The organism is Legionella drancourtii LLAP12, from assembly GCF_000162755.2.
In the GTDB taxonomy this organism is placed as follows: domain Bacteria; phylum Pseudomonadota; class Gammaproteobacteria; order Legionellales; family Legionellaceae; genus Legionella; species Legionella drancourtii.
Genome location: NZ_JH413813.1, coordinates 13,130 through 39,070, shown reverse-complemented (window position 1 = coordinate 39,070; position 25,941 = coordinate 13,130). Strand labels below are relative to the sequence as shown.

Sequence of the window (25,941 nt, the reverse complement as noted above, 5' to 3'; positions counted from 1 at the left end):
GATAGGGAGTTGCAGTGCGAAAAATTGTTGTTTTTTTAGTTTTAATGAGTGTTTGGTGTGGTATGGTGTTTGCACAAAGTAACGCGCTTATCTCTGTAAAAATTATCCCTTTGCCTGAAGACAAAGTGCGGATGGATTTTCAATTTGTTGAGCCCATAAAACAACAACCCGCTAGTTTTATTACACAAAAACCTGCACGTATTGTGCTTGATTTTATTGATTCAAGTTTGAAATTACCTCCAGGACAAAACGCGAAGCAAATAAAATTAAGCGCGTTAAAAACTTATAAAATTGTGGTTATGGGAACTCGTGTTCGGGCCATATTGGATTTGGAGCGCTCAGTAACTTATTCAGGAACAATGACTGGCTCTGTCTATACCCTTATATTGAATGGCAAAAATAGTGAATTATTTGAACCCACCAAAGAAATTTTTGTGACTCATCGTCCTATTCATGCTGCTTATGAAATCAATCGTTTTGACTTTCGTGGTATTGATAAGCAGGGTGGTCGAGCGATTGTTGATGTGTCTAATACGAGCGTACCGATTGATGTTGTTCAAAATGGAAAAGAAGTTGTTGTTAAATTTTTAAACACCAAAGTCACGCCAGAGCTAATAAAACGTTTTGATGTCGTGGATTTTCATAGTCCAGTACAAATGGTAATGCTGCGGCAAAAAGGGAAAAATGTATGGATGACCTTGTTGAATAAAGGTGATTTTGGGCATTTTGTTTATCAGGTGAATAAACAATTTATGGTTGATGTGTTTCCATTAACGCCTGACGAGGTACAACAAGCCAAATTAAAAAAGAAAGTTTTTACCGGGAAGCATATTTCTTTAAACTTCCAAAATATTAGTATCAGAGCCGTATTGCAGTTACTTGCTGATTTCACGCACATCAACATTGTGGTGAGCGATAAGGTTCAGGGAAATATTACGCTTAGGTTAAATGATATTCCCTGGGATCAGGCTTTAGATATTATCTTAACTACACAGGGATTAGATAAGCGACAAACGGCTAATGTAATGCTCATTGATACGAAAGCATCCTTAGATAAAATGGAGGAACAACAACTTAAGAGTCAACAAATTATTCAACGACTTGAGCCTATTCGCTCTGAATTATTGCAAATTAATTACGCCAAGGCTTCAGATATTGCGATTTTGGTTAAAGACCGACAAAATTCCTTATTATCGGAAAAGGGTAAAATAAGTGTTGATACCCGAACCAATACCATTTGGATTCAAGACAGTGGTACGAAAATTGAGGAGGTAAGGGCATTAATTAAACAATTGGATGTACCCGTTAAGCAAGTATTGATTGAGGCACGGATTGTTGAAGTGTCCAAAGATTTCGCGCGCGATTTGGGTATTCGTTGGGGGGTTTCCAAGCCAAATCACTTAAGTGGTACATTGCAAGGCGCAAATCAAATGGAGCAAGGTACGGCTCCGGCAAATGTGAATCCTTATACTCAAAGATTGAACTTAGATTTAGTTGCCGCACCGGCAACAGGGATGACTCCTGCCTCTGTAGGTATTGCTTTAGCCAAATTGGGTGATAATATATTACTTGATTTGGAATTATCTGCACTAGAAAGTGAGGGGCGAGCTGAGTTAATATCCAGCCCTAGGCTGATTACGACAAATCAGCAACCTGCGGTAATTGATTCAGGTCAGGAAATTCCTTACCAGGAGTCTACATCAAGTGGCGCAACTGCTGTAGCATTTAAAAAGGCGGTATTGAGTTTAAGGGTGACTCCACAAATCACTCCAGACAGTAAGATCTTGATGGATTTAAAAATTAATCAAGATACTGCTTCAACACAATTATTTAATGGAGTTCCTGCTATACTTACCAAGGAAATTCAGACGAATGTTCTTGTAAGTAATGGGCAGACAATTGTTCTTGGTGGGATCTATCAACAAGATAAGAGTAGAACAATTACCAGAATACCTTTTCTGGGGCAGTTACCTGTGGTTGGAAATTTGTTTAGAAATACGCAAATCGTCATTAACAAATGACGAGTTGCTTATTTTTATTACACCTAAAATAATCACAAATTCCTTATCAATTACCACAATTGAAGGGCAAGAACATAATAAAGCAAGGATGTTGGATAAGTTTGGAAAACCGTTGATTTTTGACCAAAAATAATTTTATGGGTTTTTAGTAGGTATTTGTGTAGAATATCGGCGGGATTTTTAGGGTTGTGAATTATTATAATGAATGATTAACAAACCTATTAGTATGGAACCATTACAATTAGCACAGTTAATAACTGCGCTAAGTATAATTTGCTGTTATAATAACTTGTTTAATTTATGACACCACAGCTAAAGAGGTATGTAATTAAAAATGAGCATAGTTAAAGTACGAAATATTTTTCTGATTGGACCTATGGGTGCTGGAAAAAGCACAATTGGTCGTGCTTTGGCAAAGGAGCTCAAATTGGAATTCTTTGATTCTGATGAAGTCATTGAAGAGCGCGCTGGTGCGGATATATCATGGATTTTTGATATAGAAGGAGAAGAAGGATTTCGACGTCGTGAGCAAAAAGTTATTGATGAATTGACTCAAAAAACCAATATTGTCTTAGCTACAGGCGGCGGCGTGGTTATCACTCCTGAGAACAGAAATGCACTTGCAGGGAGAGGGACGGTCATTTATCTTAAAACCTCATTGCAACAACAATTCGAAAGAACCAAGCGCGATACCAAACGCCCATTGCTGCAAACCAATGATCTTGAGGGACGATTAGAATCGCTACGAGATGAGCGCGAGCCATTTTACGATGAGCTAGCTGACGTAAGTTTTGAAACAGATAAATTAACAGTCAAAGCGGTTGCAAATAATATAATAAAATATATTTATGGCGAACTTTAAGACCTATGAACAGGTTGATGTTTCTTTAACTGGGCATCATTATTCTATTCGTATTTGTCGTGATGGTTTGAACTACCCCGAGTTGTTACGAACCATCGTGAAGTCCCCGCAGGTTCTTATTGTTACGAATCAGACTATAGCGCCGCTCTATCTAAGATATATCCAGGCAGCTTTTACTGATATTCAATGTGATGTAGTTATTTTAGAAGACGGCGAGCAGTATAAAAATCAACATAGCTTGTTTGCTATTTACGACATGTTGATGCAAAAAAGACATCATAGAGATACTACCGTTATTGCCTTGGGTGGTGGTGTAATTGGTGACATGGCTGGTTTTGCTGCGTCAACTTATCAACGAGGTGTTGATTTTATTCAAATACCAACTACTTTGTTAGCTCAGGTAGATTCCTCGGTTGGCGGCAAAACAGCAATTAATCATCCGCAAGGTAAAAACATGATCGGCAGTTTTTATCAACCCCAAGCGGTGCTTATTGATTTAGCGACGCTAGATACCTTGCCTGAACGCGAGTTTCGTGCGGGTTTAGCGGAAGTAATCAAATACGGTTTACTTGCTGGCGGCACATTTTTAACCCAGCTCAATGAGGCGTTACAACAAGGCTTAATCGCCCATCATCCGCAACTACCACAACTTATTGCTCAATGTTGTCGTATTAAAGCGCAGTTTGTTGAGGTAGACGAAAAAGAAAAAGGACAGCGTGCTTTATTAAATCTTGGCCATACCTTTGCCCATGCATTAGAGGTGTATACGCATTACCAGCAATGGTTGCACGGTGAAGCAGTGGCAATAGGCTTATACTGTGCCGCACTACTATCCAAAAAAATAGGCTTGATTGATGCACAAGTTGTGGCGCAAGTAGAACAAATGCTGCAAAATGCCGGTTTACCACATAAAATTCCAAGGGCAATTGATTTGAGGCAATTAAGAGAATTGATGAGCCTGGATAAAAAAATTAAAAATAATTGTTTACGTTTTGTACTGATCAAAGAGCTTGGTATGTGTTACCTAGATGATCAAATAACAGAAGATATTTTATATAATACGCTTATCGCTGCAGTTGAAGGAGAATAAAAATGAATGAGGGATTGTTTCAGTCTGATTTGGCAGCTGTAATACAGCCAAGGGTATTATTAAAACCAGAATCTTGGGTGTCAAAGATTGAATTCATTAATCATTTGATTCTTTTTAATAACGTACTTATCACTGTTTTATCTGAAAAGGAGGGTGGTAAAACTTGCTTTGCTACTTTGTTGCAAAACAATTTGGATCCGCAAATAAAACTGTTGGCCATCACTGTTAAAGCGCCGTGCAACCGGGAAGAGATTATTGAGGATATTGCAACGCAATTTCATTTGAAATACGATCAACATACCGATATTTCTTCTTTGGTAGCGCAAATTAATGAACGCAGGGCACATGTCTTGCTCATAATTGATGATGCCCAGCATTTGCCGGAAGTCTTTATTAAAGAAGTGATGCTTGCGATAAAAAACCAAGAAAATTTTAATTTTTTTCATCTGTGTTTGATTTCAGATTATTCTCTGGTTGCTGCATTGAATAGTTTATCCGCTTCATTTTTTAATGATTTGGTACATACTATAGAATTAAGTTCATTGACTGAAAGTGAAGCACGAACTTATGTATTGCAGCGTGCTATGGCTACTCATTTAATTACCAAACCACTAAGTGATGCTCAATTAAAGCAGTTTTATCAACTAACTAAGGGCAATGTAGCTAAAATTAATAGTAGCTTAGAGTCATTTGTATTTAACTGCGCGAATAAAGTTCAAGGCAATATACGGGAACTATTCAGAAAATCAGCTGTTCCAGTGGGGGGAGCAGTGCTTGCTGGTGCAGCCTGTTTGTTTTTATCCAATGCTTATTATCAAGAGCCGGCAACCAATGTGACAACCGCTTTAGCATCACCTCAAGCTGAGATTATTGAGGTACAACCTGAAGCGCTGTCGAGCACAATTGCGTCATGGCAGGATTCGGTAACACGACAATTAGTGGAACATAACTTAGCTGAAAAGCAAAATTTGGATATTATCAATAAAGGTTTATCGCGCGAGGCTATCGCCATAGCCGATAAAGCAGTAATACATGCGAAAGCCAATATTAGTTCCCATCTACTGGCAAAAGCACAATCAATAAGTGGCAAAGGCACTGCATCTAAAGCAGAAAAGTTATATACCATCCAATTAGTGGCTAGCCCAGATAAGGTGGACATGCAGCGTTACATAAAAAATAATAAATTGCTTTATACTTCCGCTAAGTTACATCATTACACTGAGAATAAAGTAGTTTGGTATGTGCTAACTATGGGCGAATACAACAACATGACGGATGCGCAACAGTCTATTGAGCGCTTACCTCCCTCATTGATGAAATTAAATCCTTGGGTTAGACCTATTTCCTCTTTAGGTTAATAGGCAAAAGGGTAGCTTATTTTAAGCTACGTAGAAAATCTCTTCTTCCTTTGGGGCATAGGCGTTATGTTAAGGAGATTAACCTTGCCTATCCTCGATCCGCTCGGGCTGAGGAAGCGCTTTAGCGCTGTCTCGAAGCCTTGCTCATCTTGGCACGGGGCTTCGAGACGGCAATAAATGCCTTCTACGCCCGAACGGATTATGGGCTTTTTTTCTTTACTTGACGCCTATGCTTCTTGCGTGTGACGATGAGGGGGCTGATTGTGGCACTTAAAATGTATCTTACTCAGTTTTATAGCTAATTCATCGGCTTTGTCTTTCTAAATGATGCGCGCACCGCCTCATTGTCAATAAAAACCCATATTGACTAAATATGTGTCATTCATGTATACTTTACTTAAATTTATACTTTAGGTTAAGAGTGTCTTATGTCCGATTTAAATGCCCTTGAAATTACAGATTTGATTCAAAAAGCCAATGCTGGAGATGCTAAGGCGCAATGTGCTTTAGGGACGCGATACTCCACTGGTAATGGGATAGCTAAAGATGAAGTAGCGGCAGTTGCGCAGTACCGCCTTGCCGCAGCCCAGGGGTATGCGCCTGCTCAATGTAGCCTTGGGTTTATGCTTGGCAATGGCCGTGGGATTGAGCAAGATGATAAAGCGGCAGTTGCGCAGTACCGCCTTGCCGCAGCCCAGGGGCATGCGCCTGCTCAATATAACCTAGGGTTTATGCTTGCCAATGGCCGTGGGATTGAGCAAGATGATGAAGCAGCTGTTGTGCAGTACCGCCTTGCCGCGGCCCAGGGGTATACGCCTGCTCAACATAACCTAGGGTTTATGCTTGGCAATGGCCGAGGGATTGAACAAAATGATGAAGCGGCAGTTGCGCAGTACCGCCTTGCCGCAGCGCAGGGGGATGCGACTGCTCAATATAACCTAGGTTTAAGGCTTGCTTCTGGTCGTGGGGTTAAGCAAAATGATGAAGCGGCAGTTGCGCAGTACCGCCTTGCCGCAGCCCAGGGGTATGCGCCTGCTCAATATAACCTAGGTTTAAGGCTTGCTTCTGGTCGTGGGGTTAAGCAAAATGATGAAGCGGCAGTTGAGCAGTACCGCCTTGCCGCAGCCCAGGAATATGCGCCTGCTCAATATAACCTAGGGTTTATGCTTGCCAATGGCCGTGGGGTTAAGCAAAATGATGAAGCGGCAGTTGAGCAGTACCGCCTTGCAGCAGCTCAGGAGTATGCGCCTGCTCAATATAACCTAGGGTTTATGCTTGCCAATGGCCGTGGGATTGAACAAAATGATGAAGCGGCAGTTGCGCAGTACCGCCTTGCAGCAGCTCGAGGAACATGCGATGGCTCAATATGGCCTAGGATTAAGGTTTGCTTCTGGTCGTGGGGTGGCTCAAGATAAGGCAGCGGCAGTAGAGCAATTTCAACGTGCAGCAGCCCAAGGGCATGCAGGTGCTAAGGCAGAATTAAACAGAATAGGAGCTGGAGTTGGGTTAAAATATAAAATTAATAATCTTTTGCTTGGTCTGGAGAATAAAATAGGCGGGATTGAGCAACATCAATGGCCTGCTGCTCATGCCAAAGCATCTGAGCTGCTAATGGCCTTAAACAACACGCGCGATGAGTTTATTAGCAATATAGCTAATCCAGCTGTAGATTTAAAAGTTGCCAAGACTGCATTCAAACAAAAATGTGATGCTGCAATAAATGAGGCACTTCCTATATTAGAAAAAGATTTAGGCTGGGGCGATTATCTACTTAATCTTTTGAAGAAGTTAGGCAATGTAGTGAGTACTGTAACTACTTTTGGCTATCGTACTAATTTCTTTCAACTTAAAGTTTCTGAATCCAAAAGCGCCGCGGAGGATGCATTAACTGCTCTTAATTCACTTGACTCTGATAAAGGTGGCTCATTAACTCCATGAGGTCTGAGGGGCGGTGCCCGGCGCCGTCTCGAAGCCTTGTTGTCAAGATTCGCACGGCTTCGAGACGGCAATAAATGCCTCCTTAGCCCGAACGGATCATTGTGAGCTAAGATATTCTTCTATTTTTTATCCAAAACTCACGCTAATTTAAGATTAAATTTGCGGCTCTTTAATTTGTGTTATGCGTTCATTAGCTGCTTGGTAAATTTTTTTGAAATCATCAAAAAAATCATTAATAACCAATTCTTTTAAAGAATGCTCTGTAATTCCATTGGGTGTAGTAACACCCGCACGTAAGTCTGCAAAAGAACGGCCGGATTGTTCTGCCAGGACGGCAGTGCCAGCCACAACATCAAAAGCAATTTTTTCTGCAAGTTTTTCAGGAATATGCTGACTCATGGCTGCTTTTTGTAGTGCTTCCATGAATAAAAGTACATAAGCGGGGGCACTGCCAATCGCCGCGGTGAGTGGATCTAAGAGCTGTTCCTCATCAAGCCAAAATAGTGAGCCTACTGCATTGAAAATGCTTTCAATCAATAACTTCTGCTCTGTATTGACTAGGCTATTAGCAAAAAGGGCAGAGGTGCCTTTGCCAAATTCCATTGGTGTATTAGTCATGACACGTATAATAGGTAGATCGTGAGCGCCAAGCCATAGAGCAATTTGCTTGATTTCGGTAACACCAACTAAAGAAACGATTAATGGGCGTTTTTTTTGAACGCTGGCTGCTATTTCCATACAAACATCGTGCATGAATTGGGGTTTTATCGCCAGAATAAGGATGTCAGCATCCTCAACTGCTTTGCTATTGCTTTCAGCGGGTACAACATCGAGTTCATTAACCAGACGATTTAATTTAGCAGGGTTGCGATTACTGACGATTATGGATTTTTCGGCATAGCCACTTTTGATTAGGCCGCGAATTAACGCGCTGCCTAGATGTCCTGCACCAATGATTGCTATTGATTTTTTACTAATCATATTGATTCATATTTTTTTATTAATTAAAAAAGATAGCAAGAGGGTTGGGTTTGTGTCAAGGGATGGTCTTATTTGATGCGCAAAGGTTCCTATTTGCAAGAACCTTTTCCTTGATGATTGAGCTTAAGATCACTTAGGCATATTCTCTAAATATCTTTTTAGAACTTTCAACACCGGGTTGATCAAAAGAATTAATATTCCAAACCACCCCTTGCACGAAAATTTTATGTTCATATAAAGCGATTAAAGAACCCAATGCTCTCGGTGTGCAATTGACAATTGATAAGTGATTTACAGGCACTGCACCTGCCACATAACTGTGAGGATTTTCTTCACTAGTCACACCTTGTGTTAACACTCTTTGATGCCCAAGACAGATTTTATTAATTGCTTGACCATCGAATGCCTTCACACTGATTAAACGGTTGCTATTTTTAGAGTACCTTGGCATAAAAGTTGATAGTAACTATGTTGCGCTTGATTGCCAGGACCACCCCAAATAATAGGTCCCGTATCATAATCGACACGTCGTCCCTGTTTATTAATTGATTTTCCATTGCTTTCCATATCAAGCTGTTGCAGATAAGGAACAAAGTATTCTAAATCCTCGGAATAGGTGAGCACTAAATGGTTATTATTTTTTAAAAATTAATATTCCAAACACCTAACAATCCTAAAAGAATCGGTAAATTTTCGGGAAACGCGGCTGTGCGAAAATGCTCATCCATCATCTTTGCACCAGTCAGCATTTCTGAAAATTGTTCAAAGCCTATAGCGATACAAGTGATCAAATTAATCGAAGAACATACAGAATAACGGCCACCAACCCAATCCCATATGGCCAGTATATGATTAAATCCATATTCTTGGGCTTTTTTTACATTAGCAGTTACTGCAATAAAGTGTTTGTCAAAATGCTGTTTTTGATTCATCCAAGCAAATGCTTTTTCCATATTGTATAAGGTTTCAGGGGTTGTAAATGATTTTGAAGAAATAATAAACAATGTCGTTTCTGGATTAAGTTTGGCGCTAACTCGTGAGAAGGCTTTGGGATCCATTTCCGCGATAAAATGAAATTTTAATTTATCAGTTACATAATCGCTAAATGCATCAATACAGAAAAACGGGCCGAGCATTGAGCCACCGATGCCAATATTCACTATATCTGTAATGGGTTTTCCTGAATAGCCAAGCCATTCGCCATTTCTGATTTGTGTTGACAGGCGCTTCATTTGCTGACGGACTTCAACAACATCGGCAACCACGTTTCGTGAGTTGACGTGTATTATTTCATAATCATGGGCGCGTAACGCAGTATGTAAAGCCGGTCTATTTTCAGTGCTATTAACAGGATGTCCTGCTAATAAGGCATTAATTTGTTCTTGCAGATTGCTTTCGGTAGCAAGTTCAAGCAGCGTATTAAGAATCGCATCATCAATCTGTTGTCCGCTGTAATCAAGAGTAATATTGTCACTTACCGCATGATAGTGCGGTGATGACCTATTGGACGTCTTAATGAACTTATTTGCGTGTTGCTCTAGTTTTTTCCATGCATTTTTTGTTGTTGGATATTCCATATCTAATTCTCTATTAATTAGGGCCTATTGGCATTTCTACTCTCTTGACACAAAGACATTAGTCTTATGCGCTCAGATGCTTGAAAATCAACCCATTTTCGCTCAAGCTCACGAAATGTCAACAGCTCTTATTAATTATGATGCTCTTCTAAAAGCCATTTGGAAAAGCGTTCACCTTCAATTGGGTGACTTCTTCCAAGGTCTACATTTGCTTTTAAAAAAACCAAATACACTGCCACAATCATAGCGTTTTCCTTGATAATGATAGGCTAAAATGGTTTCTTCTTTGAGCAATCTATTGATTGCATCGGTAAGTTGAATTTCTTTATGTTCTATTTTTGGTAATGCTTTGATTTGCGCAAAGATTTTTTCAGTAAGAATATAACGACCGACAATAGCTGTATTTGAGGCGGCAAGATGAGGCAAGGGTTTTTCTACCAGATTTTGCACTTTAGACATATTTTTTTCCCAGGGAATACTCTGAATAATGCCATATTGCTCTGTCATTTCTGAGGGAACATGTTCGGCAGCAATAATGCAGTGTCCATATTGTTCATAAAGTTTCGTCATCTGTTGTAAAACAGGAGGCTCCCCAATCATTAAATCATCGGCAAGAATCACTGCAAACGTTTCTTCACCTATGATTTTTTCCGCACATAATACCGCATGGCCTAAACCAAGTGTTTTAGGTTGACGTACAAAGAAACATTCCATATCCTCTGGTTTTACTGATTGCACTATGGATAAGAGTTCGTCTTTATGATGAGCGGTGAGTTCATTTTCAAGTTGATAGGCAAGATCAAAGTGATCTTCAATAGCACGTTTATTATGACAGGTGACAAAGATCATTTGGCGAATGCCTGCGGCATATGCTTCTTCAACGGCATACTGAATTAGAGGTTTATTAACAACAGATAGCATTTCTTTAGGAGCGGCTTTAGTTGCAGGTAAAAATCGTGTCCCCAGACCGGCAACTGGAAATACTGCTTTACGTATTGGCGCGTGTTCTGTTTTCATTGTTAATCCACCTATTTAACAAAGGGGTTGTTGACACTTTTGCTTTTTTGACGAAAACTTGCTGTTTTCGGTACCTGAAAATCAACCTTTTTTCACCTTAATTAGCGAAGGTCAAGCGGACCCTAATTAATATAGAGTTTACGAATTCTTTTTAAGTATGTACCAAAATCTTTGATTTTATGCGTATTTTGAATATTTTTTTAAAAGGTAGTTGCAATGTATTCATTAGATTGGCCACGTGTTTATGATTTGCCCAAATCGACAGCACTTTTTAAATATACTCCTGATGATTTTCAGGTTAATGAGTTTTTTGATACACCATTTAGTGGTCAAGGTGAACACATTATTTTAAAAATTGAAAAAAGAGGGTTAACTACTGAAGAGGTGGTTAAGTCACTTTCAAGCTTAATTCATAAGCCAATGAAATTGATCAGTTATGCCGGATTAAAAGATCGACAAGCATTAACGACGCAGTGGCTTAGTGTGCATGCACCCGGGGAGGACATTCCGGGTATTGAACAACTCGCTGCACCAGGCTGGAGGGTATTGGAATGCACCCGCCATCATAAAAAGCTGCGGCCAGGATTTTTAACGGGCAATCAATTTATAGTACGTTTGCGCGAAGTTTCTAATGAAGATGATTTACTGCAGCGTATTGAGCAAGTGAAGCAATCCGGTGTGCCTAATTATTTTGGTGAGCAACGATTTGGCCATGAAGCGGGTAATTTAGTTAAAGCAGAAGAATTGCTTGTTCATGGTCGCAAGGTAAACGATCGTTTTCTTAAAGGCATGTATTGCTCTGCTGCACGTTCATGGCTCTTCAATTTGATCTTAGCGCAACGTGTTCGTAAGCATAATTGGAATATGCCTTTGGTGGGAGATGTAATGCAGCTTAGTGGTTCAAACAGTATTTTTGTTATTGATGAGATCCAGGAAGAGTTATGTGAGCGCATAAAAAAGAAAGATATTTCTCCAGCAAGCCCGCTACCAGGAAAAAGCAGACATAAAGCTAATGGGGATGCCTTAGCTCTAATTAATGAAATATATGCTGACTGGTTACCGTGGTTGGCAGGTTTAGAACGGCTTGGATTAGAGGAAGCCTGGCGAGCAAACATTTTGCATGCAGAGCAATTTGAATGTGTTATTGCAGAAAATACTGCAGAGTTGTCGTTTATTTTGCCTGCAGGCACTTATGCTACAACGTTATTACGTGAGTTGGTTCTTTATTAATTGTTCATGAGCATCTTCTCCGAAACGTTAAGTTAAGCTAAAGTGCCCTTCTCCCCGAAAAAATCATAAATGCCTTCCAGACCCGTTCGGGTTGAGGAGGCCTTTATGCCATCTCGAAACCTCGTGCCAAGACATGCAAGGCTTCGAGACAGCGCTAAAGCGCTTCCTCAGCCCGAACGGATCGAGGATAGATACGGTTAATTTCCTTCGCTTGATGCCTATGCCCATTACCGGGAGAAGGGAATTTGATGGCTATGGGCTTACTGCTCCTAGAGTTGTACCTTATTTGCTGGGGAATTCTCTAATTTATGGAGTAAATCGGCAGTACGCATACTAATACGGCCTTCGGTAGCACGAGGATAATCTGCTTTTACTGCGGTAACTGCTTCGGTAATTGTCATTTTTTGCGCATTAATTATTAAAGCGTTTAGCGCATTGATTTTGATCTGTTTTACGTCTTTATTTGGATAAGGCCAATAGCTTTGCATCTCTCCTGTTAATTGATCAATGGTTTTTCTAATTTCTTTAAGTTGTTCTTCTGTCAGTGCTGATTTTCTTTCTGTAGTTTTATCTGTTGCTGATTTATTAGGCTCTTGCTTAGGCGAGGGTGGGAATATGCCACTTGAACCTGGGCCTGAGATTTTTCCTGATGTACTTGATTGATCTGTAGTCGATGTTTTGTCAGTTGCTGCTGGTACATCCTGCGAGGACTTATCCGCTTTTTTCGGAGTATCCTCTTGCCTTGGTGGTGGCGGCACTTGAGTCGATGGTTCTTGTGTTTGTTTCGGTATGTCCTCTGTAGCGGGCTTCATCACCACAGGTGCTTCTGGTGACGTTTTTGATTGAGGAGGGGTAGGGCGTTTTTTACTGTCATTGTCTTCTTCTGTTTTTGAGGCATGAGTAGAATCTACTGGCGTATTATTTGCAGTTGAATTGGTTCTACTTCTATTTAAAACAATTGTATTATCTAAATCATTTTCTTCAATGCGACTAAATGCTTCTGGATTGACACCATAGCTGCCTAATGGGGCGGTAGATATAGTTCCTATATAAGCTTGAAGTGTTTTCCCTGGATTCTTACCAAAAATGTTACGCAGTTCGGTATCGGCTGATTGCCAGTGTTCGCCAACATCACTTTTTCCATAAACAACATTACTACTGGATGGATTGTGAATTGCGCAGAGTTGATTATGAGAGGTCAATTGAGCGGCGACAAAAATAATATTTTTGGTGGTCCGCACTACGTTAATTGGTTTTTTGTTGTTTTTAAAGACTTCATCTTTAAAGCCTTTCTTTAAGACTTTATCAAAAGTTTTCTCGTGATCGCCGGCATTATAAATAATGTTTAAATCAGGATATTCCTGGGCTACAGTCATTAATGCTTTAAAGTATGTCTTCGGGGTACCTCCATGTCCACCCAAGCCAGCTGCGGGCATGACGATGTAATTGCGTCCTTGACTGGTTGTGGCATGAAACAGATTACGATACATGCCAGCAATAAATTTTATTTGTTCTTCTTCTGTCTTTAGGGCTTTAGTATGAGTTTTGCTCAGATTTAATATAGGGTTTGAAAGTAATAAAAGTGCGGGCGTGTTTTCAGTAATGGAGGTTCCATCTGGTAGCACCGTAGTATGTGCCCTTGCTGGGTGACTATCGCTAGCGACGGTATCTACAAGTAAGTGTATTTCTTGAGCGTGACATATTCCTACAGCAAGATTTTCCCAATCAATACCTTTATTTTCTTCTGGTAAATCTTCTTTGGTCGTTAAATGTTCTTGTATTACTCGTTCATAGTATCCTGCCGGAAATAGATGCGTATTTACATAAATACGCGCACTGCTTAATAGTTTGTCAATTGCTGTGCCTGCAATGGTTAATTTATTTTTCGATTTTTCAGGGGCAAAACTTGTTACGCTAATATCTGGATTACCGGAAGCTTTAATGGTTCCTTTGGTGGTTAATAATGGATTCGTATTATCTTGAATACTTCCTAGTTGCGCTAATACTTGCTGTGATGGTTTGAGTTTAAAGGATATTTGGTAAGTATGTTTACCATCCATTGTTTTATTAGATTTTGAAAACACGCCAATTCCACGATCGTTTTCAATTTTTTTTATTACATCTTGTAAACTCATAGTAACTCCTTTGTTTGGTAGGCAACGCAAAATAAGACCTTAGGCACCACTTCTAATCACTCTAACGCCCTTATGAGCGCGAATAGAAATGAAAAATTTCACTGTTATATTGCGAAATGTCAATAGATCTCAGAATATCGTAAGGAAAAATTTAGTGCAATTACTCTACGCTGTATTCTTGTAGAGCCTTGAGAAAATGATTGCCATAATGAGCTAATTTATGTTGACCAACTCCTGGCACAGCAAGTAACTGTTCGGTATTTTGTGGTTTAGCTTCCGTCATTGCATGTAATGTGGCATCGCTGAAGATCATAAATGGAGGCTTATTTTCTTCATCGGCAAGTTTGCGTCTTAAGGCACGTAATACTTCAAACAAAGGATTATTACTCGACTCTCCTGAGCGACGTTCTTTCGTTTTCTTCTTGCTGCCCTTAAGGTCATTATTGGGAATAGTCAGCGCGATTTTTTCTTCTCCTTTGAGTAAAGGGATCGCTTTTTGTGTAAGTTTTAATACATTGAAATGAGCAATGTCCTGGAAACAATAATCTTTATGGATGAGTTGCCAAGCCAATTGTTTCCAGTAATGAGGGGACTTATCTTTACCAATACCAAAGGTACTTAATTGTTCATGGCCAAATTGTTTGATTTTTTCAGAGGCGCTGCCACGTAATACCTCTATGGTGTAGGTTAAGCCATAGTTTTGGCGTAGACGATAAACACAAGATAAGAATTTCTGCGCATCTTCAGTTGCATCGGCGGTTATTGGTGGGTTGTCGCATACATCACAGTATTTGCATTCGCTATCACAGGGCTCATCAAAATAACGTAGTAAGATTTGACGTCGGCAATGGGACGCTTCTGCAAAAGCCAGCATGTGGTTCAATTTGTTGGTTTCTACTCGGCGTTGTTCATCCAGTGGCGTATTAATAATCCATGAGCGTAGTCTGGCGCTATCTGCTGCATCGTAGAGAAGTAGCGCTTGCGCAGGTAAGCCATCGCGCCCGGCCCGACCTGTTTCTTGATAATAGCCCTCAATATTTTTAGGTAAATCATGGTGTGCAACAAAACGGACATTAGGCTTATCAATCCCCATACCAAAGGCAATCGTGGCAACCACGATATCAATGCGATCATAGCGAAATAAATTTTGTACTTCTTTGCGTTCTTTATGGGAAAGACCGGCATGATAGGCGCGTGCTTTGAAGCCCATATCCTGTAGCTTTTCAGCAAGACTCTCAACGCTATTACGCGTACCACAGTAAATAATACCAGATTGTTGTTCAACTGATTGTAAGAATTGATTTAATTGCTTGGCCGCATTGGTTTTGGGAACCACTTTATAATGAATGTTAGGGCGGTTAAATGAAGCAATGTATTTTTTTGGCGTGTAATTTAATTTAACGACAATATCCTGACGCGTTTGTTTATCGGCCGTAGCGGTTAAGGCAATAATTGGAATAGTAGGAAAGTGCTCTTTTAATAAACCTAATGCAGCATATTCAGGGCGAAAGTCATGCCCCCATTGGGATATACAATGGGCTTCATCAATAGCGAATAGGGAAATATGACATTCTTGTAAGCGTTCGAGAAATGAGGCGCTAATAAGACGTTCTGGAGCAATATACAGTAAATCTAACTCAGCATTATGTAATTGAGCCAATACTTTTTTGGCTTCTTCGCTGGTTAACGAGGAATTATAGTATGCGGCACGTATACCTTGTAATCTTAGCGCTGTTACCTGGTCTTCCATTAAGGCAATTAATGGGGAAACTACAATACCTACACCGGGCCTAACGAGCGAAGGTATTTGATAACAAAGAGATTTTCCTCCACCAGTGGGCATTAAAACAAGTACGTCATTGCCCGCTATAACATCTTTAATAATGTCTTCTTGTGGATTTCTGAATGAATCAAAACCAAAGTATTCTTTAAGTACTGTCAGGGCACTTTTATTGGTTGTCGTGGTTGGGGCTAAAGTTTCCATGTACGTATTCTTATTTTTTCACGAGCGCTTAAGAGTGGCAATCATATCATTATGGCTTGGAAATAAAAGCATTATCTTTAATATAAAAGCGCAGTAATTTTTCAGCCCAATCTTTTGCATAATGCACTCCGATTCTTGGTTTTTCGACAATGGTTAGTGGCTCTTCGTTTTCTCCTGCGGCAATATAAAAGGTATTGCTAGTCAAATCATGTGCATTCAGTTGCTTGTCAATATGCATGGCTTTAGAGAGTAAGCCGGGGCCTTGTGTGCGCCCTAGAACGTTTTGGATTGGTTCTAAGGCACGTAACAGGACACCTGAGCCAATGCCTTCGCGTTCAGTAACCACATTGGTGCAATAATGCATGCCATAGATTAAATAGACATAAGCATGACCTGCGCTGCCAAACATCACTTTTGTTCTTGGGGTATGGCCTTTGGCTGTGTGTGAGGCTAAATCATGTTGGCCAAGGTAGGCTTCAACCTCAACGATTTTTCCTATGCATTCGTGGTGAACGAGGTATTTACCTAAAAGTTCTTTGGCAACAATAATGGTATCGCGTTCATAAAAAGATCGAGGTAATTTTTGCAGCATCATCTTTTACGGCAATGAAAAATTAGCAATAATATTACATTAATAGTATTGTTATAACAAAATTTTCTAAGGATGGTTTATGGATTTTGAATTCACTGAAGAACATCAAGAGATTAGAGCAATGGCCGCTGATTTTGCGCGCGATAAATTGGCCCCTATGGCAGACACCTGGGATGACCATAGTCACTTTCCTATTGATATTTTACGTGAAGCTGCTGCATTAGGTATGGCCGGTATGATGGCGCGCGAAGATATCGGGGGCTCGCAATTAACGCGCTTAGATTCGGCTTTATTATTTGAACAATTAGCTACTGGTTGCATCAGTACCAGTGCTTATCTTTCTATTCATAACATGGTTACCACCGTGATCGATCGTTATGCCGGTCCTGAATTAAGAGCAAAATGGGGACCTAAATTAACTGCCATGGACGTATTGAGCAGTTATTGTTTAACAGAGCCTGAGTCCGGCTCTGATGCGGCCTCTTTAAAAACTAAAGCCATAAAAGATGGTGATTATTATGTACTTAATGGTTCCAAAGCCTTCATTTCTGGAGGATCTGCTAGTGATGTTTATTTATGTATGGTGCGCACTGGAGATGAAAGTCATCATGGAATCAGTTGCTTGTTAATTGAAAAAGATACTCCAGGTTTAACCTTCGGGAAATTAGAGAAAAAAATGGGGTGGCGAAATCAGCCAACCTGCATGCTTTATTTTGAAAATTGCCGTGTTCCTATTGTAAATCGCGTCGGCGATGAGGGCATCGGATTTAAAATTGCTTTAAATGCACTAAATGGTGGACGTGTGAATATTGCTTCCTGTTCCTTGGGAGGGGCACTGGCCTGTTTGCGTTTGACGCAACAGTATATGCGTGAACGCAGACAATTTCACAAACCATTAAAAGACATGCAGGCATTACGTTTTTATTTCGCGGACATGCTTACTGATTATGAGAACGCGCGCTTGATGGTTTATCGAGCAGCGAATGCTATGGATAACAATGATCCGCGAGCACCAATGTATTGTGCTATGGCAAAACGCTTAGCGACGGATGTTGCGTTTCATATTAGTGATAAAGCAATGCAGTTACATGGTGGTTATGGTTATTTACGTGATTACCAAATAGAGCGAATCTTTAGGGATTTACGAGTGCATCAAATTCTTGAAGGGACGAATGAGATCATGCGTGAAATTATTGCAAAAACAACTTTAGATGATGATTATGTTTTGTGCTAATTACGTTATTAACAGGAGTTAAATTAATGAATTTAATTGAACAAGAATTAGATAGCCAGGGAATATTGTTGCTTACTTTGAATAGACCAGACAAATTAAATGCTTTAAGTACCGAAGTGTTAACTACTTTAGCAAAATTATTAACGGCAGCAAAAAACAATCCCAAAGTAAAAGCCATCATGATTACTGGCAATGGTAAGGCCTTTTGTGCGGGTGCTGATATTAACCGATTGGCTGAATGTACGGCACAAACAGGTTACGAATTTTCCTGTTATGGCCAAGAAGTTTTTCGTTTATTAGAAACTATAGGCAAACCTTCTTTAGCTGCGGTGAATGGTTTTGCTTTTGGTGGTGGTTGCGAGCTAGCCATTTCGGCCACCTTCAGAATTGCTTCTACCAAGGCACAATTTGGCCAACCTGAAGTCAAATTAGGTGTTATTCCAGGTTATGGTGGTACGCAACGTCTGGCGCGTTTAATTGGCAAAGGTCGGGCTTTGGATTTATGCTTAACCGCTCGTTTTATCAATGCGGAAACCGCGTTGCAGTGGGGATTAGTTAGTGAGGTAGTCGAACCTGAAGCCCTGTTGGCGCATGGTAAAACTATGTTGCAAGGTATTTTAAGTATGGCACCGCTTGCCGTAGCTGGAGTTATGGAAGCGATTGATCATGGTTATGACTTATCTTTGACCGATGCTTTGCATTTAGAAGCAATTCATTTTGCTAAGGCATGTGCAACTGAGGACAAACAAGAAGGCGTGTCTGCATTTTTAGGTAAACGAGTTGCACAATTTAAGGGAATATAATGATGACTGATGATGTGCTTTTTACACAAGAAGGTCAGTTAGGATTAATCACCTTAAATCGGCCCAGTGCATTAAATGCATTGACGTTAACGATGATTCTGCGCATGCAAAGACAATTAAGTCTTTGGAAAAAAGACGACAACATTCATGCTATTGTCGTCCAGGCAGTTCCGGGCAATGCTTTTTGTGCCGGAGGCGATGTACGCTCACTTTATTTTTCTGGTCGCTTAAATGACTCAGAACAAATGCAATTCTTTTGGCATGAATATCGTTTAAATCATTTTATTCATCATTTAGGTAAGCCTTATATTTCATTGATCGATGGTCTGGTTATGGGGGGCGGTGTAGGGATTTCATTACACGGTAGTCATCCTGTTGCGAGCGATCATTTTGTTTTTGCTATGCCTGAAACAAGTATTGGTTTTTTTCCTGACATCGGTGCTAGCTATTTGTTAACTCGCTGCCCGGGGTATTTAGGTATTTACTTGGGATTAACCGGCAATCGCCTGGGGCCTCAGGATGCGCTAAGGGCTGGGTTAGTAAAACAAATCATCTCTTCAGAACAAATTCCTGCCCTGTTAAATACGTTAAAGAATACGGATTTATCAGTGGATGCATTTAAGGGGGTTGATCAGTGCTTGTATGAGTATGTCACAGAGTCTTCTACAGTAGAGCCCAGCCAGATTAAGCCAGCCATTGATGTTTGTTTTGCTCATTCTACGGTAGAAACGATTAAGTCTTCTTTGCAAGATTTAGATGGGGTATGGCCTGTAAGTATTGATAATGCACTGTCACAAAAATCACCAATCAGTCTTAAAGTAACTTTAGCGCAATTGCAAAAAGCTAAAGGCTTAAGTTTAGACCAGTGTTTACAAATGGATTATAACCTTGTTAGTCATTTCATGCATGGTAGTGATTTTTATGAAGGAGTCCGTGCTTTATTAATTGATAAAGACAAGACTCCTCGTTGGCATCCTGATAGTTTGGAGATGGTTTCAGAATCAATGGTTGACGATTATTTTACACGGATGCATTCTGGTTTAGAGTGGATTGATTAGAGCGGTTCTGGAGGCTGCGGCTTTGTCACTGTTTCCAGGACAGATTAGTTCTTACATAGGTTGACGACATGAACATCATTGATGTAGCAATGCATATTGCTCGATTATAGCACTTGATGTACCATCAGCTCTCATTTAATGAGGGCTATCCCCATGCAAGAAAAAGCAGAATCTACCGGTAATTCTCTATTTAATTTATTAGCTGATGAATTAACGAATATTATTAGACTAAATTTAGAACCACACCCACAAGCACATGATAGCTTTGCCTTTACCTGTCGCCATTTTTATCAATTATCTAAACCTGAACGTTTAAGGGTTAGACTGGCGCAGTACGTAACTGAAGGAACACAATCTAAAGTAAAAGAAATGCTCGAAAAATATCCTCAGCTTCTATTAAAAAGAGGTCTTATAAAGGATAAGTCGGGTCGAGTTTTTGAAAATATCACGGTTTGGGAATACATCCTATGGGCTTTGGATGTTAAATATATGGGGCCAATGATCTTGAATTGTCTGTCTCAACACGAAGAGGGTAAGCGGATTGCTGTTGAGTTATTAAGCCAATTTGATGGACTTGAAAAAAATGGGATCCGTTATGTGTTAAATGGTGAGGAATATAATGAAAAACATTATGATTTTGCTATTATCAACGCACTTCAAACCTTTGTTAAATATTTTAACCAATGGGATTGGCATACTAAGCTTAAGCATTGGAAACAAATAATAGGGATGGCAGAATTCTATCTTCCTGCTCATGTCGCTCAGCATTATTGTGATCCAGAAGTGCCATTTGAACCGACACCTGAATTTAATAGTGAAACATTTAATCGGGTTTTAAGCTATTTTAATAATCTTACTAAAAAAGTTGAGCCTTGGTGGCCAGATGCTAAATTAGCAGGAAATATAATGGGGGTTGATTTCGCAATAATGCGTTCTGGAACAGTAAATGGAAGCAGGGGTGTGAATCATATGCGCGGTGCTGACATTGCTGCGCAAAAAGATATGCAGGCATTGAATGTCTTACGCACTATTCGAAGCACTACTGATTTACCTGCATTAAAGAAAAAATTGGTCGATATGATTCAAGCATCTGAGATACAATCAGCATTTATTTGTTCTAACGTAGGATGATTTTGTTAAAAATAACAAACAGTATTTTCATTTCTCTATCAGATATTGAGTTGCTTCCCATTCGTGCCCAAGGGGCTGGGGGGCAAAATGTGAATAAGGTTTCTACCGCCATTCATCTGCGTTTTAGTCTCGCACAGTCTAATTTGTCTGATGAGTATAAGCTCAGATTAATGCAATTAAAAGATAATCGTATTACAGCCGATGGGATGATCATTATTAAGGCACAAAAGTATCGAAGTCAAGAGAAAAATAGGACTGATGCTTTGGCGCGCTTAGTTGAATTAATTAAAAAAGTAAGTTCAGTACCTATTAAGCGCAGGAAAACAAAACCATCTAAAGGGTCGGTCAAGAAACGACTTGCTAGCAAACAGCGTCGAGGTGATTTAAAAAAGCTACGCCAATCACCAGTGTAGTTTTTTAATTTACATAATTTTATGCGAGGCATTGAAGACATGAAGAGGTATTTTCATTACAAGTAACTAATTTATTAACAGATATGTAACAGGTCAGCTACATTTAAATCCGATAGTTCATCGAGATTTTGACATTTCTCCCGGGCCTATTACACGGATATAGGCCAAGGGGGACTAATTTATTTCATTAAGTTTCAAATGAAATATCATTAAAGCTAATTGATTTTAATTGTGACGAATAATGGTTTTATTCTTAATGAAATTTAAATATATTATAAATTACCCTATTTTGCCTAAAATGACGCCATTTGAATGCAATAGGTTTTCTTGAGCGCATCTTGGTATTCTATTATTCGTTGAAAACTCATCGATTTTAAAAGATGTTTTTGATATCGCGGTAAAAATTTTCGTGAGTTCCTAATTTAAGTAGGGTTAATACGAGCTCTTCATTTTTATACATATAGGCTAATAATACTTCCTGATTTGATAAGTTGAATTTATGAACTCTTAAAAAATCCAAATCTCCTTTTTTGCGCTCCCCAATTTCAGGAGCATTAGCTAATTTCCTAACATCTTCATCGAGGATTGCTTTATATTGTTTAGGCAATTTTTTTACGGTTTTCTTAAAAGAGTTGGATTGTTTAATGGTCAAATTCATAATCATCAACCAATCCATTATCTATTTCTGCTTTTGCTAACAAGCTATCCCTAATAAACGCATAAGATAAATCAGGATTGTCTTCTGCGATTTTTCCTATTTTTGCCCAATGCTCAATTTGTCCCGCTCCAGAGCGAGACATTACCTCACCCACTGCTTTAGCTTGTTTGACTAATGTATCTGACAATCTCACCGATTGAGCCATGTCAATCTCCCTCATATAAATATAAATTAACTATAGCATAATGCGTCAGTTAATCGCAATTTGCAATGACTTGAAAAGTAATTTTAGTTTGTGAAAAATAACGTACCGGAACGTTTCACGATTTCAGTTACAGTTACTTTTAGTAGCAAGGTGGGAGCTCATTGTACGGCATGGGTGTTGTATTTCCGGATTAGACTTCACCTAATCCGGCTACAAAAAATTATTTTAACCAATCACTTAGAATATCAACAATCTTTTGTGCTTGGTCGGCACTGGAAATATTAAATTTGGATTTTTGCCAATATTGATTGTTACGCTTTTGATAACGGCGAATAGTATATTTCACTGGACCATAATCATTTTTGGCATTATCCCAATCTTGATATTTAAACATGATGGTAGTCCACGCACCTTTAGTTAATACTTGTTTATCCAGTTCCTTGGTTGTTTCAGTGCCATTTTCACTAAAGGCAATAGTGATATCATCTACGGTTTCGGACATTAGAGTAGTACCTCAATTAATTAATTGAAGGATTTTAGTCTGCCATCAACAAAAGTCAAGGTTACTGGTGGTTGATATTGATCGAATTGATAGATCCATACCTGCGGTTTTTGTGCTGTTGGCACTATTTCATTAATGTACGTATTGTTCGTCAAGGAAGGACTTCCACAGGAATAGTAAACTTTTTCTACTGGATCGCCAACTTGAATGCTATTTCCGCTACAAATAGAAGCAGCGTTGGTATCTGAACTGTTTAATTTGATGTCTTTTACTTTTTTATCAACAATACTAACTTCCAGTCGTGAACCGCTGCTACCAGTGGAGACGTTCCACACGCCGTAAAACGCAGAGCTAGTACCCATATTATTGTAAATTAGTTGTTGCACTGGAATTTTTTGCGTTACGGGTTGATTCGAATCTTGTTGGCTTACGGGCTGGCCGCAGGCAGCAATAACTTGATCGGGAGTCATGCCAATACTAATGTAGGCATGATTCTGCGGACAATACAACGATTGCGTATCAGCAAATAGACTAAAGGGTAAAAGAACCAATGCTAAACTCACACTATGAGTCAATTTCATGATTTCATCCTTGCTGTCCGTCGTCTATATGTAAGTATAGTTTGTTTTATAATAATCTCCAGGGCAGGTTGGCGTTAATAAATAAGGTGATTACTTTTAAGACCATAAGGATGAGGAAAGGCGAAAAATCAAAACCAGAGATATTCGGAAAAAATCGTCGGCCATACTTTAAAAGTGGTTCGGTTAAGATGCGTAAAACATCTGCGATTGGACCATTCCAAGCAGGATTTGCAAAGCTCATAATCACGCGAATTAAAATAGCAAAAAAGAGTAGATCACAAGGTTGGACGATTAAATCTGCGATCACATAAACTAAAAAATAACCCATTGGCATGACGCCATGGAAGGCAATAAGGCTAATGAGGAGTATTTTAAAGATCTCAACTAGAACTAATGCACTAATTGCAGCTACATCATATTTTTGTCCAGGTTTCGGTTTTTGTTTGAACAGCTGTTGTATTGGGTTAACTAGTGGATCTGTAATCGTATGAATGAGCTGGCTCAAGGGGTTTAACGCACTAATGCGAAAATAGCGCAAAGCCATACGCAGCCATATAGTAAAAATGAGAAGTGAAAAAAATAATGAAACAACAAATAATCCTACTGCTGTTAAACCCGACATGTTTGCCCCTATAGCATCTAAATAATAGCACGGCAGCTAGTATATCAGCTTTGCCGCTCACCAAAAATAGCACGTCCAACACGAACTATGGTAGCCCCAGCTTTAATTGCTGGCATTAAATCGTCACTCATTCCCATTGACAGGGTATCCATGGTTAACCCTAGTTGTTGATTCAGTGCATGCATGAGTTGATTTAGCTGCATGAATAGGTCATATTGTTTTTTTTGATCTTTTTGTGGGGGAGGGATGGTCATTAATCCTCTAAGTCTAAGGTGAGGCAATTGACTAACCGCTGCGGCTAGCTCAGCAGCCTCTGCCGGCATAATTCCTGATTTGCTTTCTTCATCGATTAAATTAACTTGGATACAGACATTCAGTGGGCCTAAATTGGTCGGTCTGTGTTCATTAAGGAGCAAGGCGATTTTTTTGCGATTGACACTATGGACCCAACTGAAATGACTGGCGATGCCTTTTGTTTTATTGCTTTGGATGGGGCCGATAAAATGCCAACAAAGAGGCAAGTCTTTTAATGCGTTTATTTTGTATTGCGCTTCTTGAAAATAATTTTCCCCAAAATGCTTTACTCCAAGGTGGAATGCTTCTGTAATTGCATTAATGCTTTGTTGTTTACTCACTGCAAGCAGTAAAACCTCGTCAGACATTCTGCCGCTGTTTAATTCTGCTTGTTTAATGAGTTGTTTGATATGATTTAGGTTTTGTAGAAGGTTCATGTTTTAATTTGTAATGCTAAAACGCTAACAATAGCAAAAGAAATAATGTTTGCCGAGCAACATTTCATGCGCTAATCTATTATTACACAATTTAGGAACAATTGAGCTATGGATGTAGCTGAGTTATTGGCGTTTTCAGTTAAAAATAAATCTTCTGATTTGCATTTATCTGCAGGATCGCCGCCAATGATTCGTGTGGATGGGGATTTACGTAAAATTAATTTACCTCCTCTGGAGCATAAAGAGGTAATAAAAATTATTTACGATGTGATGAATGATCGGCAAAGAAAAGAATTTGAAGAGCATTTAGAAACGGATTTTTCTTTTGAAATAGCAAACTTATCGCGCTTTCGTGTAAATGTTTTTAATCATTTACGTGGTGCTGGTGCGGTATTTCGTACGATTCCCTCTACTATTTTAAGTTTGGACGAATTGAATTTACCGCCGAGTTTTGAAGAAATGGCCAGTTTTTCTAAGGGACTGGTATTGGTAACTGGGCCTACAGGTTCAGGAAAAAGTACCACTTTAGCGGCGATGATTAATTACATCAATTCCTCGCGTTACGAACATATTTTAACGATTGAAGACCCAGTCGAATTTGTGCATCAAAGCAAGAAATGTTTAGTAAACCAACGTGAGGTGCATAAAGACACCCACAGCTTTAATGCCGCCTTGCGCTCGGCTTTACGTGAAGATCCTGATGTGATTCTGGTTGGTGAGTTGCGTGATTTGGAAACGATTCGTTTGGCGATGACTGCCGCAGAAACCGGGCATTTGGTATTCGGCACCTTGCATACCAATTCGGCAACGAAAACTATTAACCGGATTATTGATGTATTTCCTGGAGAGGAAAAAGCCATGGTACGTTCCATGTTGTCGGAGTCACTGCAGGCTGTTATTGCGCAAACATTGTTGAAACGGACTGGTGGGGGGCGTGTTGCTGCTTTGGAAGTTATGATTTGTACTGGCGCCATTCGTAATTTGATTCGTGAAGATAAAGTAGCGCAAATGTTTTCTTCTATTCAAACTGGCCAGACCAAAGGGATGCAGACTTTAGATCAGCATTTAACTGAATTAGTGAATAAGAATATTATTTCAAAAGATGTGGCACAAGGGGCTGCGGTGGATAAGAATTTATTTTAAAAGTCTAGGGGCTGTTGACATTTCGCTAGATTGAGCCAGAATGAGTTGATTTTTGAGCACCGAAGCAGAGCATAA

25 protein-coding genes and 1 pseudogene are annotated in these 25,941 nt (G+C 39.6%); 13 read left to right on the top strand and 13 right to left on the bottom strand.

Features of this window, described 5'->3' with window-relative positions; all coding sequences use genetic code 11:
- Positions 1 to 14: 14 nt before the first annotated feature.
- From LDG_RS06345 to LDG_RS18435, 6 genes are all read left to right on the top strand, one after another.
- A complete protein-coding gene (locus LDG_RS06345) occupies positions 15 to 2,021 on the top strand; it encodes a type IV pilus secretin PilQ (protein ID WP_006870384.1) in 2,007 nt (668 codons plus the stop codon).
- A gap of 334 nt (positions 2,022 to 2,355) precedes the next feature.
- Positions 2,356 to 2,883 carry a shikimate kinase AroK gene (gene aroK / locus LDG_RS06340; RefSeq protein ID WP_040534720.1) on the top strand — a complete coding sequence of 176 codons (528 nt, stop codon included), beginning with the start codon at positions 2,356 to 2,358 and terminating at the stop codon, positions 2,881 to 2,883.
- Complete coding sequence (aroB, locus tag LDG_RS06335; RefSeq protein ID WP_006870380.1) at positions 2,870 to 3,973, top strand: 3-dehydroquinate synthase; 1,104 nt, start codon at positions 2,870 to 2,872, stop codon at positions 3,971 to 3,973. Before aroK ends, aroB begins: the two co-directional genes overlap by 14 nt.
- 2 nt (positions 3,974 to 3,975) lie before the next feature.
- A complete protein-coding gene (locus LDG_RS06330; RefSeq protein WP_006870379.1) occupies positions 3,976 to 5,331 on the top strand; it encodes an AAA family ATPase in 1,356 nt (451 codons plus the stop codon).
- 428 nt (positions 5,332 to 5,759) lie between these two features.
- Complete coding sequence (locus LDG_RS06325; protein WP_006870378.1) at positions 5,760 to 6,746, top strand: SEL1-like repeat protein; 987 nt, start codon at positions 5,760 to 5,762, stop codon at positions 6,744 to 6,746.
- Positions 6,688 to 7,269: an SEL1-like repeat protein gene (locus tag LDG_RS18435; protein ID WP_158307870.1), complete on the top strand. Its 582-nt coding sequence runs from the start codon at positions 6,688 to 6,690 to the stop codon at positions 7,267 to 7,269. Before LDG_RS06325 ends, LDG_RS18435 begins: the two co-directional genes overlap by 59 nt.
- Positions 7,270 to 7,422: 153 nt before the next feature.
- Here LDG_RS18435 and proC read toward each other — a convergent pair whose 3' ends face one another.
- From proC to galU, 4 genes and pseudogenes are all read right to left on the bottom strand, one after another.
- Positions 7,423 to 8,250 carry a pyrroline-5-carboxylate reductase gene (gene proC, locus LDG_RS06315; RefSeq protein WP_006870376.1) on the bottom strand — a complete coding sequence of 276 codons (828 nt, stop codon included), beginning with the start codon at positions 8,248 to 8,250 and terminating at the stop codon, positions 7,423 to 7,425.
- A gap of 133 nt (positions 8,251 to 8,383) precedes the next feature.
- Positions 8,384 to 8,608, bottom strand: coding sequence for a glucose-6-phosphate isomerase (locus LDG_RS20115; protein ID WP_233491424.1), 225 nt, complete (start codon positions 8,606 to 8,608; stop codon positions 8,384 to 8,386).
- 59 nt (positions 8,609 to 8,667) lie between these two features.
- A pseudogene (locus tag LDG_RS06310) lies at positions 8,668 to 9,827 on the bottom strand (glucose-6-phosphate isomerase).
- 177 nt (positions 9,828 to 10,004) lie between these two features.
- Positions 10,005 to 10,844, bottom strand: coding sequence for a UTP--glucose-1-phosphate uridylyltransferase GalU (galU, locus tag LDG_RS06305; protein ID WP_006870372.1), 840 nt, complete (start codon positions 10,842 to 10,844; stop codon positions 10,005 to 10,007).
- A 216-nt stretch (positions 10,845 to 11,060) separates the two neighbouring features.
- On the opposite strand from galU, the gene truD reads away from it, so the two are divergent.
- Entirely contained in the window at positions 11,061 to 12,074 is a 1,014-nt protein-coding gene (gene truD, locus LDG_RS06300) for a tRNA pseudouridine(13) synthase TruD (protein ID WP_006870371.1), read from the top strand.
- Between the two features lie 269 nt (positions 12,075 to 12,343).
- On the opposite strand, the gene LDG_RS06295 is transcribed toward truD, so the two are convergent.
- From LDG_RS06295 to LDG_RS06285, 3 genes are all read right to left on the bottom strand, one after another.
- Positions 12,344 to 14,209: a hypothetical protein gene (locus LDG_RS06295; RefSeq protein WP_006870370.1), complete on the bottom strand. Its 1,866-nt coding sequence runs from the start codon at positions 14,207 to 14,209 to the stop codon at positions 12,344 to 12,346.
- A 160-nt stretch (positions 14,210 to 14,369) separates the two neighbouring features.
- Positions 14,370 to 16,193 (bottom strand): DNA helicase RecQ, encoded by a 1,824-nt coding sequence (recQ, locus tag LDG_RS06290; RefSeq protein WP_006870369.1) that lies wholly within the window; start codon positions 16,191 to 16,193, stop codon positions 14,370 to 14,372.
- A gap of 49 nt (positions 16,194 to 16,242) precedes the next feature.
- Positions 16,243 to 16,782 carry a DNA-3-methyladenine glycosylase gene (locus LDG_RS06285; protein WP_199484661.1) on the bottom strand — a complete coding sequence of 180 codons (540 nt, stop codon included), beginning with the start codon at positions 16,780 to 16,782 and terminating at the stop codon, positions 16,243 to 16,245.
- Positions 16,783 to 16,864: 82 nt separating this feature from the next.
- Between LDG_RS06285 and LDG_RS06280 the strand changes: the two genes are divergently transcribed.
- The 5 genes from LDG_RS06280 to arfB all read left to right on the top strand — a co-directional run bounded on the left by LDG_RS06280 (position 16,865) and on the right by arfB (position 21,424).
- Positions 16,865 to 18,019, top strand: coding sequence for an acyl-CoA dehydrogenase family protein (locus LDG_RS06280; protein ID WP_006870367.1), 1,155 nt, complete (start codon positions 16,865 to 16,867; stop codon positions 18,017 to 18,019).
- A 26-nt stretch (positions 18,020 to 18,045) separates the two neighbouring features.
- A complete protein-coding gene (locus LDG_RS06275) occupies positions 18,046 to 18,822 on the top strand; it encodes an enoyl-CoA hydratase/isomerase family protein (protein ID WP_006870366.1) in 777 nt (258 codons plus the stop codon).
- Positions 18,823 to 18,824: 2 nt separating this feature from the next.
- Positions 18,825 to 19,880, top strand: coding sequence for an enoyl-CoA hydratase/isomerase family protein (locus LDG_RS06270; protein ID WP_040534718.1), 1,056 nt, complete (start codon positions 18,825 to 18,827; stop codon positions 19,878 to 19,880).
- A 153-nt stretch (positions 19,881 to 20,033) separates the two neighbouring features.
- Positions 20,034 to 21,011 (top strand): hypothetical protein, encoded by a 978-nt coding sequence (locus tag LDG_RS06265; RefSeq protein WP_006870364.1) that lies wholly within the window; start codon positions 20,034 to 20,036, stop codon positions 21,009 to 21,011.
- A gap of 2 nt (positions 21,012 to 21,013) precedes the next feature.
- Positions 21,014 to 21,424, top strand: coding sequence for an alternative ribosome rescue aminoacyl-tRNA hydrolase ArfB (gene arfB / locus LDG_RS06260; RefSeq protein ID WP_006870363.1), 411 nt, complete (start codon positions 21,014 to 21,016; stop codon positions 21,422 to 21,424).
- Positions 21,425 to 21,797: 373 nt separating this feature from the next.
- On the opposite strand, the gene LDG_RS06255 is transcribed toward arfB, so the two are convergent.
- The 6 genes from LDG_RS06255 to LDG_RS06230 form a co-directional block, all read right to left on the bottom strand.
- Positions 21,798 to 22,088: a type II toxin-antitoxin system RelE/ParE family toxin gene (locus LDG_RS06255; protein ID WP_006870362.1), complete on the bottom strand. Its 291-nt coding sequence runs from the start codon at positions 22,086 to 22,088 to the stop codon at positions 21,798 to 21,800.
- The gene (locus LDG_RS06250) at positions 22,066 to 22,287 is read right to left on the bottom strand and encodes a ParD-like family protein (protein WP_006870361.1); all 222 of its coding nucleotides are present in this window, start codon (positions 22,285 to 22,287) and stop codon (positions 22,066 to 22,068) included. Before LDG_RS06250 ends, LDG_RS06255 begins: the two co-directional genes overlap by 23 nt.
- 220 nt (positions 22,288 to 22,507) lie before the next feature.
- Entirely contained in the window at positions 22,508 to 22,789 is a 282-nt protein-coding gene (locus tag LDG_RS06245) for a hypothetical protein (RefSeq protein WP_006870360.1), read from the bottom strand.
- Positions 22,790 to 22,809: 20 nt separating this feature from the next.
- Entirely contained in the window at positions 22,810 to 23,370 is a 561-nt protein-coding gene (locus tag LDG_RS06240) for a DUF2845 domain-containing protein (protein WP_006870359.1), read from the bottom strand.
- Between the two features lie 46 nt (positions 23,371 to 23,416).
- Entirely contained in the window at positions 23,417 to 23,992 is a 576-nt protein-coding gene (locus LDG_RS06235) for a YggT family protein (protein WP_006870358.1), read from the bottom strand.
- A gap of 44 nt (positions 23,993 to 24,036) precedes the next feature.
- Entirely contained in the window at positions 24,037 to 24,723 is a 687-nt protein-coding gene (locus tag LDG_RS06230; protein ID WP_006870357.1) for a YggS family pyridoxal phosphate-dependent enzyme, read from the bottom strand.
- A 108-nt stretch (positions 24,724 to 24,831) separates the two neighbouring features.
- On the opposite strand from LDG_RS06230, the gene LDG_RS06225 reads away from it, so the two are divergent.
- Positions 24,832 to 25,866, top strand: coding sequence for a type IV pilus twitching motility protein PilT (locus LDG_RS06225; protein ID WP_006870356.1), 1,035 nt, complete (start codon positions 24,832 to 24,834; stop codon positions 25,864 to 25,866).
- Positions 25,867 to 25,941: the final 75 nt, after the last annotated feature.

Bases quoted from the DNA above. Each gene is read 5' to 3' on its own strand.
- aroK (WP_040534720.1), top strand. From the start codon at position 2,356: ATGAGCATAGTTAAAGTACGAAATATTTTTCTGATTGGACCTATGGGT.
- aroB (WP_006870380.1), top strand. From the start codon at position 2,870: ATGGCGAACTTTAAGACCTATGAACAGGTTGATGTTTCTTTAACTGGG.
- LDG_RS06330 (WP_006870379.1), top strand. From the start codon at position 3,976: ATGAATGAGGGATTGTTTCAGTCTGATTTGGCAGCTGTAATACAGCCA.
- LDG_RS06325 (WP_006870378.1), top strand. From the start codon at position 5,760: ATGTCCGATTTAAATGCCCTTGAAATTACAGATTTGATTCAAAAAGCC.
- LDG_RS18435 (WP_158307870.1), top strand. From the start codon at position 6,688: ATGGCTCAATATGGCCTAGGATTAAGGTTTGCTTCTGGTCGTGGGGTG.
- proC (WP_006870376.1), bottom strand. From the start codon at position 8,250: ATGATTAGTAAAAAATCAATAGCAATCATTGGTGCAGGACATCTAGGC.
- galU (WP_006870372.1), bottom strand. From the start codon at position 10,844: ATGAAAACAGAACACGCGCCAATACGTAAAGCAGTATTTCCAGTTGCC.
- truD (WP_006870371.1), top strand. From the start codon at position 11,061: ATGTATTCATTAGATTGGCCACGTGTTTATGATTTGCCCAAATCGACA.
- LDG_RS06295 (WP_006870370.1), bottom strand. From the start codon at position 14,209: ATGAGTTTACAAGATGTAATAAAAAAAATTGAAAACGATCGTGGAATT.
- recQ (WP_006870369.1), bottom strand. From the start codon at position 16,193: ATGGAAACTTTAGCCCCAACCACGACAACCAATAAAAGTGCCCTGACA.
- LDG_RS06280 (WP_006870367.1), top strand. From the start codon at position 16,865: ATGGATTTTGAATTCACTGAAGAACATCAAGAGATTAGAGCAATGGCC.
- LDG_RS06275 (WP_006870366.1), top strand. From the start codon at position 18,046: ATGAATTTAATTGAACAAGAATTAGATAGCCAGGGAATATTGTTGCTT.
- LDG_RS06270 (WP_040534718.1), top strand. From the start codon at position 18,825: ATGACTGATGATGTGCTTTTTACACAAGAAGGTCAGTTAGGATTAATC.
- LDG_RS06265 (WP_006870364.1), top strand. From the start codon at position 20,034: ATGCAAGAAAAAGCAGAATCTACCGGTAATTCTCTATTTAATTTATTA.
- LDG_RS06255 (WP_006870362.1), bottom strand. From the start codon at position 22,088: ATGATTATGAATTTGACCATTAAACAATCCAACTCTTTTAAGAAAACC.
- LDG_RS06250 (WP_006870361.1), bottom strand. From the start codon at position 22,287: ATGGCTCAATCGGTGAGATTGTCAGATACATTAGTCAAACAAGCTAAA.
- LDG_RS06245 (WP_006870360.1), bottom strand. From the start codon at position 22,789: ATGTCCGAAACCGTAGATGATATCACTATTGCCTTTAGTGAAAATGGC.
- LDG_RS06240 (WP_006870359.1), bottom strand. From the start codon at position 23,370: ATGAAATTGACTCATAGTGTGAGTTTAGCATTGGTTCTTTTACCCTTT.
- LDG_RS06235 (WP_006870358.1), bottom strand. From the start codon at position 23,992: ATGTCGGGTTTAACAGCAGTAGGATTATTTGTTGTTTCATTATTTTTT.
- LDG_RS06230 (WP_006870357.1), bottom strand. From the start codon at position 24,723: ATGAACCTTCTACAAAACCTAAATCATATCAAACAACTCATTAAACAA.
- LDG_RS06225 (WP_006870356.1), top strand. From the start codon at position 24,832: ATGGATGTAGCTGAGTTATTGGCGTTTTCAGTTAAAAATAAATCTTCT.